Source organism: Mycetocola saprophilus (genome assembly GCF_000718085.1).
GTDB classification, from domain to species: Bacteria; Actinomycetota; Actinomycetes; order Actinomycetales; family Microbacteriaceae; genus Mycetocola; species Mycetocola saprophilus.
This window is the reverse complement of the sequence record NZ_JOEC01000001.1, coordinates 798,599-811,408: the sequence shown is the minus strand read 5'-3', so window position 1 is coordinate 811,408 and position 12,810 is coordinate 798,599. Positions and strand designations below refer to the sequence as shown.

The 12,810-nt window shown below is 56.3% G+C and carries 8 protein-coding genes; all 8 read right to left on the bottom strand.

What is annotated here, in order from left to right:
- Nucleotides 1-16: 16 nt before the first annotated feature.
- Complete coding sequence (locus tag IE92_RS0103620; protein ID WP_030143509.1) at nt 17-421, bottom strand: hypothetical protein; 405 nt, start codon at nt 419-421, stop codon at nt 17-19.
- Nucleotides 422-480: 59 nt separating this feature from the next.
- On the bottom strand, nt 481-1,266 hold the full coding sequence (locus IE92_RS0103615; RefSeq protein ID WP_030143508.1) for a hypothetical protein: 786 nt from the start codon (nt 1,264-1,266) through the stop codon (nt 481-483).
- The gene (locus IE92_RS18155; protein ID WP_030143507.1) at nt 1,263-2,435 is read right to left on the bottom strand and encodes a hypothetical protein; all 1,173 of its coding nucleotides are present in this window, start codon (nt 2,433-2,435) and stop codon (nt 1,263-1,265) included. The genes IE92_RS0103615 and IE92_RS18155 overlap by 4 nt, the downstream gene beginning before the upstream one ends.
- A 919-nt stretch (nt 2,436-3,354) precedes the next feature.
- On the bottom strand, nt 3,355-4,032 hold the full coding sequence (locus IE92_RS18150; protein ID WP_156027382.1) for a hypothetical protein: 678 nt from the start codon (nt 4,030-4,032) through the stop codon (nt 3,355-3,357).
- 280 nt (nt 4,033-4,312) lie between these two features.
- Nucleotides 4,313-5,830 carry a S8 family peptidase gene (locus IE92_RS17710; protein ID WP_162178482.1) on the bottom strand — a complete coding sequence of 506 codons (1,518 nt, stop codon included), beginning with the start codon at nt 5,828-5,830 and terminating at the stop codon, nt 4,313-4,315.
- Between the two features lie 1,934 nt (nt 5,831-7,764).
- Nucleotides 7,765-9,327: a S8 family peptidase gene (locus tag IE92_RS17705; protein WP_162178481.1), complete on the bottom strand. Its 1,563-nt coding sequence runs from the start codon at nt 9,325-9,327 to the stop codon at nt 7,765-7,767.
- 5 nt (nt 9,328-9,332) lie between these two features.
- Complete coding sequence (locus IE92_RS18145; protein ID WP_156027381.1) at nt 9,333-9,713, bottom strand: hypothetical protein; 381 nt, start codon at nt 9,711-9,713, stop codon at nt 9,333-9,335.
- 1,616 nt (nt 9,714-11,329) lie between these two features.
- The gene (locus IE92_RS17700) at nt 11,330-12,808 is read right to left on the bottom strand and encodes a S8 family peptidase (protein WP_081864085.1); all 1,479 of its coding nucleotides are present in this window, start codon (nt 12,806-12,808) and stop codon (nt 11,330-11,332) included.
- Nucleotides 12,809-12,810 lie beyond the last annotated feature (2 nt).

The window sequence follows — 12,810 nt, the reverse complement described above, 5'->3', positions numbered from 1 at the left end:
GCAGTCAGCAGTCAGCCTAGGATAGGAGGTCCCGCAGGGTCTCGACGAGTTTCTCGCGCTCCCGGTCGAGTCTGGCGTTTGACGCGAGCAGTTCCTCGCTCCCATCCCCCTCCTGCATCTCCTGCTGCGCGCGTCCATAGTATTCACCCATGGTCCTACGCACCGAGCGGGCTTCGGGCGAGAGGTCGATGCCGTTGTAGATATCGTCTTCGGTGGTCTGGAAGATATCGATACGCTGCTGCAGTACTCGCCACTCGGATCCGAGTTCCCCGGAACGTCGCGCGGCCACCAGCTTCTCCTTGAGCTCGGCGTTGGCCTCACGCTCGGCTTCGATTTCCTTGCGCAGGGCATCACGCTCGCTCCTGATAGCGGCGGTCTGCTGTCGAATGTTTTCTATGGTGCTGGCAAAGTCATCGCTCATGATGGTCCTTTCATCGAGTTACTCGCGCCGCTTCGCGCGTTCGGATTCTGACGCGGCCGTTACCCGGTCGGTGCGGGCTTTTTCGAGGCGGGTTTTGTGGGTGCCATCTTGAGCACATCACCGGCAAGGCTGGCAACGGACCCCACGCCGGAGGCCACGCTCGACCAGGTATCCAGCAGCGAGCTGATTGCGCCGAGCGAGTTTTGGAATCCGGTCATGATCGCGATGTAGGCCTGGGTGATGCGGACCACGCTGTTGATCAGGTCGAGAACGCGTACCGACCAGTCGCACACCTTGGCCACGAGGTCGGCGATTTCGATGCCGGCGGCGACCCAACCGGCGATCGGCACCGAGGCCTCGGCGGACATCCGAATGAGCTTTTGCGCGAGAATATCCAGGATGTCCAGAATGAGCCCGGCGACCTCGGATGCAAAGTTCACGAATTCGGTGTTGAGCTCGGCGGCGTTGCGGCACTGCTGGGCCAGCGGAGGGAGTTTCTCGGCGAACTTTTCCTGGGAGGATTTGAACGCCTGGTACCCTTGGCCCTCCCAATCCGCGCCGACAACCTCGGTCAGGTGCTGCGCATTCTGTCCGAACATGTCCAGCGCGGTCGCGGTGTTGCTCCAGGCGGTTGAGGCCCGGTCCATGCTCTGCCAGTCTCCGATGAACGGGTTAAACACCCACTCGTCCAGCGGACTGAAGTTGAAGAGTTGACGCGAGACGTTATCGAACTGTCCGAAGATCGAGTTACCTCGGGCCTTCATGACGCGATCGAGTGATTCCTTGGAGACCGTGGGTTCGGTCAGGACCGAGGCGGGGTCTGCTACCGGGGTGATCGAGCTCATGCGTTGCTCCGTTCGGTACTGCCAATGGCCTCGCGCAGGAGGCTGTCGAGGTTGAGATTGACGTGAACGTTGGATACAACGTTCACGTTGACGTTCACCTCATCGGGATAGCCGAATCCGATCTGAGACGAACCCGGCGCGATGATGACGATTGACTCGCGGTTGCGCCACAGCTCGCGCAGTTCCGCGTCGGTACGTCCCAGCGGGTCCTTGGCTACGATCTCATCCCAGTTCGGAGGCAGGCCTGCGTCGGGGTTGCCGGGGAGGGCGCCTTCGACGGGAGGAACAACCGATCCATGGCCTCCCTGCCCACCGGGTCCCTCGGGATGTGTGGGATCCACCGGGATCACCCTGTCATCCGGCAGCGTGACAATGTCGTCGCGGCCGCCCACGCCACCGGTTCCACCGGTTCCACCGGCACCACCATCGCCGCCTGCTCCACCGCTACCTCCGGAGCCCGCATTTCCACCGGCTCCACCACTACCGCCGGCTCCCCCATCGCCACCAGCGCCTCCGGAGCCTCCGCCGAGCACGGGCGGGGTGGGAGCATCGGGGAAATCGGGAAGGGTCTGATCGACCACCGGGGGCGTATAGGGCGCACCACCACCTGAGCCGCCGGCACCGCCCGAACCACCGCTGCCGCCGTTCCCGCCCGAACCACCTGCTCCCGAACCACCGGAACCTGCACCGCCACCCGAACCGCCGGGGCCGTAGCCGCCACCAGTGCTGCCCCCGGAGTATCCCCCGTCGGCGCTGCTGCTGCCCCCGGCCGAGCCGCCGATGGAATTGCCGTTACCGTTGATGGTCACCGGCCCAAAAATCTGCGTTCCAGTATTTCCGGAAAAATCGCCGTTGATTTCATAGCCGAGCTTATTGACGCCGTCGACTACCTGGCGCTCGTGCTCGCTGTAATCGTTGAGGGCCTGGCGCAGACCCTCCTGGCTAGCGACGGCGACCTTCTTCAAGCTTTCAAAGTTCTTGAGGATGAGGTCACGAGCCTGATTGTGGTACTGCTGCATCGGCAACATGAGCACCCCAAATGCGCCATCGAGACGACAGTGCTTCTGCAAGTAGCCGTAGTTGGCCTCGAGCGCCCGGGCGAAGTCGCCCTGGTACTGTTCGGCTTCCATCAGGGTTTGCGGTACTACAACGATCTTGTCGCTTGCCATCGCTACTCCTCCAAATTGCTGGGATCGTTCTCGCGTCGTTCGACCAGCGAACTCCACGGTGTGAATGGGGAGGGAGAACCAACCATTCATTTCCGAATCCCTCAGAAAGCTCCCCCCGGGCGGCACGAAATTCGCACTTTCCGAACACCTCATCCATCGCCCCACGATGACAACTGAGATGTGAACGCACGTATGCGTACCCCGCTAGCCTACCCTCTTTACGACACAGAATTGCGCCACCAAGATTGCAAATTTCACATCAGATACCCCGATTGCACACCAAATAACAGCTGTATTGGAGCCACCCACAACGCCCAGCCGCACCGCACACCGCACCGCACCGCACCGCACCGCAAAACCATATGGCCCATATACTCGGCAACGCCCAGACCGCGGCGAGGTCCATTCGCGCACCCTCACCAACTACAACGCAAAAAGCAATTAACGCCGCACAAGTAAGTCCTTTGCGCGCGGCCAGTGAATAGATGCAATTACCAGAAGCCGCTCCCACCTCCATCACGCGCTCCCGGTTGACGCACCGGCAAGGTTTTCAACCACCAACGAAAGTGATTCAAGCCCGAGCGCCCAGACCCGGCCACACCACCAGCGTCGATGTCTTCGGTTTGAGCGGAGCCCGTCTCAAGGCCTGTAAATTGCGAAAATCGTTGTGCGCTGAACAATCATTCAATAAATCGGATCATGAACAGAGACGTGAGAATGCTTTTGAAGCCGTCTCGGGAGCTTCCCGACGCTCGGCATGTTCCTTCGTCGACAGCCCCGTGTCGCTTTCTGAACCCCGTGAATCAGAGGTTGTGATCACATCAACCAGTAGCAAGGATCGGCGCTGCCCAACTCCTCCCAGCCGCAAGTTCCACAAGTTACTTTTTGCCTTCCCTCTGCTGAGACATTAGCGCTCACCTCACGTATTGCGCTCTTCTTCATGCGTTGCATTCTGGCGGCCGTCACCCTGGACATGTTCTCCTCCTTGGTTTGGAGGTCCCCAACCTTGAGAAGTTTGAGAGAGGTTTCCGACCACAGAATTGTGCTGCGTTCCAGGTGGGCTCTGCCGCGCCTGCGAAGGTGCGTGACCGGGATAATTCAGATGCCCCACCTGACTGGTGCCTGCAACGTCTGCTTTTCCCCTGCGGTTGCGCAAGACAAACACGGGGATCAGAATTCCGGCAGCAACAACCAGCAAAGCCCCAAAACCTGAACCAACAAATAGCCAAGGGAACTGGGTCCCTACCTCAACCGAACTTGATCCCGGCGGATTCGAAGATGGACGAATCGCGGCACTCGCATCTCTCACCTCCTCGAGAGTTGGAATCTGAGCCCACGCGCAGTCATCCATAGTCGTCGGCTGGGTCGATGCGCGCGGCCCCTTACAGCGAGGATCGCTCGGATCCTTCACAAATAGAGGATTATCATCCGGATACCCCAAAGGGTCCCGACTCAACATTTCGGGCAATGACACGATACCGAAACCCAGATCACTCTCCCAAGACAACCCTCCATCACGAAGAGACTTATCCGTGGTGTTAATCATCGACTGCAATAGCTGATTATGCGTCGCCTTTGGATATTTCTGCGCTGTCACAACCAGCGCTCTGCCCGACCACCTTGCTGTAATGCCTGACAGCAATCATCGGAACGGCCTCATTGCCCGCGGTAGAAACACAATACCTTGTATTCTCATACCACAACTCGCCCATTCGCGGATCGGTTGTCGGCGAAGTGGCGTTTATCCCCGAGCCTTAACGCCGCCAAATTTGAACCCCCAATAGGCACTCGTGAACGTTTTTCGTCGTCTCCCTGGCAGCTCATTAGGGTCACGTCCATTCATTACCTATATGACCGTTGCTGGCGCTCAGCGATAATCATTTGATAACGGGTCCTCGCGGTTCATCGCCATTAGGCTTTGGGGGATTCTGGCGGTCCAGATTTGGCAAGTTGAAGTTCGTCGGATGTTGGCGCGCAAATGGCACTTCAGATGTCGAGCCATCCGAAGTCCGCGCCTCACCGGCAAATGCTTTTTGCCGGCCACTTCGACTCTTTTTGGTCACGGCGATAGGGATAAAAACGCCCGCGGCAATAACTATCAGTCCACCCAGAAGTAGACCAATAATCATGAAAACGGGGGGCGCACTTGGCTCTGAAGTGCCAGGTTCCGATGGCTCACCCGTCGCACTTGGTTTCGAGGCCGCCTCAGCGACTTGCTCGGCTGTGGGAAGCTGCGCCCAGTAGCAGTCCTTCATCGTAGTTGGCTGTTCAGAGTCACGAGGCCCTAAACAACGACTGTCGCTGGGCTTAGACACGAAAAGTGGGTTTAGGTCCTGAAGTCCACCTGGGTCCCGTTCAAGTAGCTGTGGCAGCGACACGATCCCGAAACCAAGTTCAGGGTCCCACGATGGCGTGCCATCTCTGAGTGAAGCATCGGTTGTGCTAACCAACGATTGAAGTATTTGATTTTGTGTTGCCTTTGGGTATTTTTCTGCGGCCAATGCAAGAACACCCGCAGTCAATGGCGTTGCGTATGACGTACCGTTCTCTATTTTCGGGGCCCAATCGCGGCCGATCGAGAGAATTCGAACACCGGGTGCGCTGACTCCCATATTCGCGCTACCCAGCTGAGTAGCGTGCTCAAAGTCGACGCTTCTGCCAATCACCTTGTTGTCAGGGCCAACTGCGTTAACCGAGACAGTCCCGTTCCCCGCCGCCGGATATCCGCCGACTCCGATCGAATCATTTCCTGGGTTCCTTGCTGAAGCAACTACAGTCACACCATGAGCCGCTGCATATACAAGCCCATCTCTGAATGAAATTGCTGAACCAGCGAGCGAAACCGACACAATCGATGCTCCAGACTTGACCGCATCGTTCATGGCGTCTTCCCAAGCATCACCAACCCACGATCCATCCGCCTTGTCTCGGCCCGATGGGCAAACCTTTTCCCACCCTGAATCCTGTTGTTCCTTGGTAACGACGGGTCCAGTCGCATAAAAATCAATTTCAGCGTCAGGAACGATCCCGAGAGTTCCCTTTCCACCATCGGCGGCTTTGCCATTACCCACCAGCATCGCCACCACGCTGGTTCCGTGCTGCGCTACGTTGCCGTCTGTTGAATCCGCGGGAAAGGGTTTTCCGGTGTCCTGGTTAAGACAATAGTTTCCGTGAACCCTGATTTTCGCTCCACGTAGTTCGGCAGCTTGGAGATTTATACCGTCATCTACCACAGCGATACGCACACTTTTGCCTGTGAGGCCCTCGGCATGGGCACTAGAAATACCCAACGAATCTACATACCACAGCCCCGCGCCTCGCTCGCTTTCAGACAGCGTCGCCGCAGTCGCAGGAGCTGAAGAGGCGAGGGTCAGTGCAACAACAGCAATCGCCACCGAAAATCCCTTAGCTGAGGGGAAGCGCCGACGAATTCTGTGTGCGGCTAAGTTTGCATTGGAACGCTTCATTTTGAGCCCGTTTCGCTACCCGAATCATCTTGAGAACCTTCAGCCTTGGCGCTCAAGGCTTCTTTTTCGAGTTCGTTAAAGTACCGCATGTTTATCGCCTCTGCTACCGCGTCGGCTGTGCTTCTCGCAGCGATTGCTCCCGCGGCACGATCTGAGAAATCGCGTATCTGGATAGCGATATGATCTCGATCGTCACCCGGTGGACACGACCATCCTCCACTGCACGTCGATACATCTGAGCGCGGCCTACTGACACGCCCACACTCTCAATGGTTGCAGTTCGTCTGGGTAGGCCCTTAATCGTCTCGCCACGATGCTTTGCCGTTGTTTCCGAGTAGTCACAATAACTGATTTGAACATCAGGCATTGCCTTTCCTTTCGCGATCGGCCTAGCAAGATAAGACCAAGTGAATATTCGATACAGGGCCAAGAAGGAACTTAAACACAACGGCTCCCGAGCATCAGCCACACCATTACATAAACCTTTAGGGGCGCTCGGAGAAAACTTCCTCGTTTCGAGACGGCCCCAAAAACTTCAACACGCGGCACATCCCCGATGCTGACCCGTACCAACGATTTGTATTCACGGCTGCGTTACTCGGGCACCCACCTGTCCGCCTGGGACAACGATTGACGGCCGATCATGCTACTGATCTGCGGACGGTTTCTTCACACGCTTACCCGCACGCGAGGCAAGGGACGCAGGTCCCCGCTCCGCCTCTTCTTCAATCTTGGGCGCGATATACCCACCAGAACCGGAACGCTTCTTCTCAGAACTCGTCCCACCGGCTCCCTGACCGCCACCAAGCAAACCACTACCAAGCACCGCTTCCACCACCAGCGAGCTTCGCACCGGCAGCCAAACCAACTGCACCAGCAAGGCCACCACGCAAACCAACACCAGGACCGCCCACAACTCCGTTCAAGCTGGAGTCTTGGCTTGGCCGACGACCGTCGCCGCCACCTACGGCACCGTTCCCGAGATCGCTTCCGTTTTCATGGCCATTGCCACCTCCAACTCCCGGTAGAGACCCAACGTCTGAGCCACCAGGAAGTGGCGACTTCCCAGGACGCGATGGATCAGCAACGCCAACTTGGCCGCCGGTCGATCCTTGCCCGCCGTCTCCTACCGGCAGATCTCCTCCACGACCATTGCCGAAATCGGGGCTGTCATCTCGACGAGGTGAACGCAAGTCTCCAGCACCAGGGCCAAAGTTAACACCCTGACCTGCGCTTCGTTCCCGGCCGCCCCAAGGGATTGGTTCTGGACGTGCCCTGTTAGGTGGTTGATTCTCAGTCATGCCGAAGTCACCTTTGCCGAACTTCTCGTTTAGGGTCACATGCTCGGTCCGTTGGCTGAGCAAGCTTTCCGCGGCATTTTCGATTTTCGCCTCAAGCGCGGCAAGGGCCCTTTTCGCAGCATCGTTTCGCGCCTGTTCTAGCTGCGATCCGAAAACACCCAGGGTGGCAGCTGTAAGCAAAGCGCCGCCAAGCGGATTGACAACCGTAGCCCCTTGGAGTACCGCACGAAGAGTGGGATCTGGGATGGTAGCTTTCGGTAACTTCTTTAAAGCCAATTCGGCCTCTGCTCGCCGTGAATCGTCGTCCGAGTCAATAGCGCGAGCAAGTTCAAGGCACTGCTGCTCCAACGTAGCAATTCGGTCAACTGCAATAGATGCGGCCCCCCGCGCTGCTTCAGACGATTCGCCATTCCATGATCCAAATAGATCCTGACCCCGTACGACCAATCTCTCGCGTGCCTGAATTAGCTTTCGATGCAACACTTCAAGGGTCGGAGCCGCCCAGCTTCTTCCCGTAGCGAGCTCATTGAGCCTTTTTTTCCGCTTCCCCCTGATTCGACATTATTTGTCTGCCCCCTTTTCATGGATAGAACCACGATCATCAGTGTGTGGTGGCTGGGCGCTTTTACGAGCTTCTGCACCAAACATCCGGTTAACAGGCTCCGCGTGACTAAGTACTGGGTGAGTGAAATCGGCATTGCGTGGCTGCTTACTCAGTTTGGACCGCTTACGCGACACAATGAGAATAGGTACCGCTATACCTAAGCCAATGACCAAAACACCCGCAACACCGATCCACAGTATCCACGAAAGAATTGGTAGTTTGTTCTCTCCTGAATGATTCGGGGCTGCCGAAGGCAGACCGCTTGAAGAAGGTTTTGCTGCGGAAATCTCCGCCAAGGTCGGGGTATCTCCCCATTGGCAGTTATCCATCGACGTCGGCTGTTTAGTTTCGCGCGGCCCTTTACAACGTGGGTCACTGGGATCTTTCACGTAAAGAGGATTGTCGTCCGAATAGTTCATCGGGTCGTTGTTCAGGAGCGTGGGCAGCGAAATGATTCCGTAACCGAATACTCTGTCCCAACTTGGAGTGCCAGACTGAACCGAGACATTAGTGGTGTTGATCAGCGAGTTGATTAGTTGATTCTGTGTGGCCTTAGGGTATTTCTGGGAGGCCAACGCCAAAGCGCCCGCCACAATTGGGGTTGCATATGAGGTGCCATGTTCGATCGCGGGTTGCCAATCGGATCCAATTGAAAGAATCCTGACTCCTGGCGCAGAGATACCAATGTTGCCGCTACCTACTTGAAGTCCACCTCCAAATCCGTCGCTTTTGCCGATCACATTGTTATCTCGCCCGACTGCGTTTACGGATATGCTTCCATTTCCTGCAGCGGGAAAACCACCAACGCCGATTGAATCGTCGCCAGGGTTCAGCGCTGAAGCCACGATAGTAACGCCCCGAGACGCCGCCTGAATTAGCGCATCCTGAAAAGTGATAACAGATCCCGCCAATGACACAGAAACCAACGATGCACCAGATTCTACGGCCGCATTCGTTGCATCCTTCCAAGCACTACCCGTGAATGAGCCATCGCTTGAATCTTTTTTGGAAGGACAGATCTTATTCCACCCTGCTGATTCCTGCTCCTCAGAAACAGCAGGCCCCGCAGCATAAAAATCTATTTGCGCATCAGGTACTACGCCTAGTGTCCCTTGACCACCATCTGCGGCACGTCCGTTACCGACAAGCATGGCAACAACGCTCGTACCGTGCTGGGATATCGTAGCGTCCGTCGTATTGGAAGGAAACGGCTTGCCTGAGTCCTGGTTGAGACAATAGCCACCATGAACCTTTATGTTCGCACCCTGTAGCTCTGCAGCATCAAGATTAATGCCGTCATCCACAACCGCAATCCGAACGCCTTTTCCAGTGAGACCAGATTCGTGCACCGTTTGGAGATCAAGGGCATCTGCATACCAAAGTCCCAAAGCTCGGTCTTGTGCGGAGGGAGGTGACGCTTGCGCAGCCATCCCATTCCCCAACATGAGCGCAGCGAATGCGCTAGCGGCCACAAATCCTTTGAATGATGCTGAACGAAAATTGCGGAACTTCTTGTTCATAGAGTTCATTTTCCATCCGAGTTTGATGTTGTTCCGGGCTCAGCACTTCCGGGTTTTTGACCGTGAATCACTGTTTCAGCTTCAATAATCTGCTCAAAGAATTGCTTGTATTGCTCCTCTGCGGCAGCGTCCGCGTCACGAATTGAACTAATTGCACCTGCAGCGTTCGCAGAGAGTTTGTCAATATCACTGACAAGCTCATCCACCTGGCTGCTTAGCTGTTTGAGCACAGATGTCATTGCGGCCCTGTATTTTTTTGCGCCTCCCACTTGGACTCCGACATTTTCAACAATTGCTGAATTTTCAGGTAGGTCCTTGACAGATTCAGCGAGAAGCTTTGCCGTTGTTTCCGAGTAGTCACCGTAACTGATTTGACCATCAGACATTGTCTTTTCCTTTCACGATCGGCCCAGTGAAATAAGACCAAATCAGCTTTCGATACAGAGCAAATACAGAACCCCAAACCCACGACTCCCGCGCATCAACAGCATCACGGCGAAAGTCCCCTGGAGCACCCGAACGAAACTTCCTCGTCTCGTCCTGCCCCCAAAAACCTAAACGCGCGACACCTCCCCGCTCCGGTGCTGCACCACCTCGCAGAAATCCCCCCTACTGGGTGACTCGAGTACGCCCCGCATTTGCCCAAAAACACGACTGTTGACGGCCGATCATGCTACTGATCTGCGGACGGTTTCTTCACACGCTTACCCGCACGCGAGGCAAGGGACGCAGGTCCCCGCTCCGCCTCTTCTTCAAGCTTGGGCGCGATATACCCACCAGAACCTGAACGCTTCTTCTCAGAACTCGTCCCACCGGCTCCCTGACCGCCACCAAGCAAACCACTGCCGCCCGGACGCCCTGAGGAGCCTAGCACCGCTTCCACCACCAGCGAGCTTCGCACCGGCAGCCAAACCAACTGCACCAGCAAGGCCACCACGCAAACCAACACCAGGACCGCCCACAACTCCATTCAAGCTGGAGTCTTGGCTGGGACCACGACCGGCACCTACTCCGCCACCAGGTCCGAGGTTATTCCCGTGCGCTGGTTCATCGCCGTTACCAGCGCTCCCGGGTAAAACGCCTGCTGCGGGCCCACCTATAGCTGGCGGCATTGTCGGATACACTGGCCGTGACGGCAGATCCCCTTGCTCGGGAAGCCCCGTGCTCCCTTCGTTTCCCGACCCAGGTCCAAGTCTGACATTATTACCAGCGGCCGGGACAGCTCCTGAACCACCGCCGCGCGAAGTTTGGGAAGATTCGTTTTTGTTCTGGCTTCCACCATCCGCTCCTCCCCACGGTCGCGACCGGGAGGGGCTGCTGATGTTCCGCGGATCATTTGTAGTACCAAAATCACCCTTATTAAACTTTTCGTTGACAGTAACTAAGTCCGTTGTCCTATGGCCTAGGTCCTGAGCGGCTGCTCTAATCTTTCCTTCCACTTTTCTAAGAGCCGCAGAAGCTATTCGTTCGCGTTCTTCGGCAAGCTGGTTTGCAAAAAAGCCCTGGGTCGCGGCCGTGATGACGCCGCCAAGCGGAGAAATAATTGACGCGCCTTGAAGCAAAGCTCGAATCATCGGATCGGGGATCGCACCAGACGGTAGCTGCCTTAGCGATACTTCTGCGTCGTGCTGGCGTGCTAGGTTATCGTTTCGAACAACCTGTTCAATCTCCAAGCATTGCTGTTCCAAGGTCGCGAATCGATCGACAAGTCTAGAAGCCGCCGCCCGTGCGGCTTCAGATGCTTCTCCATCCCAGCCAGCGAACAAATCTGCGCCACGCGCAATCAGGCCCTCGCGTGCTTGAGAAAGCTCGCGCCTCAGATCGGCCAGAATCGGTCCCGCCCAGTCACGCCCCGTTGCCAGTTCACGAAGCCTTTTCTCGGATTCCCCCATTGCCACCATTATCTTTTCCTCCCTATTACCGCGGCCAACACATGTGAACTACTTTCCTAATAGAACGTTGTCTGTGAAAGCTCTCGCATTTGCTAATGATGAGTTGTGTTTTAGAGTGCGTTTACATTGCGTTCGTCGGAACGACGGTGCCTACGACGTGAAGCCAAAACCATTGCTAGCACCGCCCCCGCGATCAACAAAGCCCCAACGGTCACAACGAGGGCAATCACCACTACGTCATTGCTTTCGGCCTCTGGTGACTCAGTTCCGACTGAGCTCCCGGGAGTGTTCAAAGCCAATCCTGCCGACCGAACTTCCTCCGTAGTGGGAGTTTTGGCCCATGCACAGTCATCCATAGATTTGGGCTGTAGCTTCATGTCCTCCGCCTTGCAACGTGGATCGCTGGGGGAATCCGCAAACAACGGGTTTTCGTCAGGATACGATGTCGGATTGGATTCCAACAACGCCGGAATAGAGACAATGCCATAGCCAAAATATCGGTCCCAGGACAACTTGCCATTTCTGGATCCGTTATCAGTTGAATGAATCAGTGCTTGCAACAGTTGGTTCTGGGACGCATCGGGGAACTTCTCTGATGCCAAAGCGAGTACTCCCGCGACCAGGGGTGCGGCAGCCGAAGTGCCACTCTCGAGCTTTGGTTTCCCGTCAGTCCCGATCGAGAGAATGTTGACACCGGGTGCAGTGACGCCCATGCTGTTTAGCGCGTTGGGAAGCTCAGGCACCGACTTGGCACTTTCACCAATAATTTTCAAATCTGATCCGACAGCGTTAACAGCTACCGATCCGTTACCTGCTGCCGGAAACGATCCAACCCCAACCGATGCGTCTCCCGGATTTGGAATCGATGCCACGACAGTAACTCCTCGGCTTGCAGCTTTTGCGAGTTGATCGCGGAAAGTGACGAGTTGTCCGGAAAGCGAGACCGAAACGATATCAGCACCAGATGCCACGGCTGCAGCGAAGGCCGCTTCCCAAGAATCGCCGGAAAAAGCTCCATCTTTCGCTTTCGTAGTAGGACAAACCGAATTCCAACCGTTTAGTTTTTGGTCTTCGGTCACCAAAGGTCCCACTGCGTAAAAATCAACTTGCGCATCAGGAACGACGCCCACGGTGCCTTTACCGCCATCCACAGCCTGCCCGTTACCCACGAGCATAGCTGTGACGCTCGTCCCATGAGCGGAAATGCTTGGGTCCGTAGAGTTCCCGGGGAAAGGGGCTCCGGTATCTTGGCTCACACAATATCCATCATGAACCTTTATGTTCGCTCCCCGTAGTTCAGAAGCATTTAGATTGATTCCGGTGTCCACTACGGCAATTCGAACTCCCTTGCCCGTCAACCCGCTAGTCCTAGCTGCCGGCACCCCAATTGCATCCAGGTACCAGAGCCCTTCGACACGAGCATCTGGGGGCAAGACAGCAGTCGAGGCCGCTGCTATTGCGGAGGTCGGAGGTAAAGTGACTGAGCTCGCAACTAATGCAGTAAGCGCACAGGTAACCACCAGCACCCGACGCAATACATGATTGAATGTTTGGCCGTCAAAGTTCAAAATTGAAAACTCTGCTTTCATGC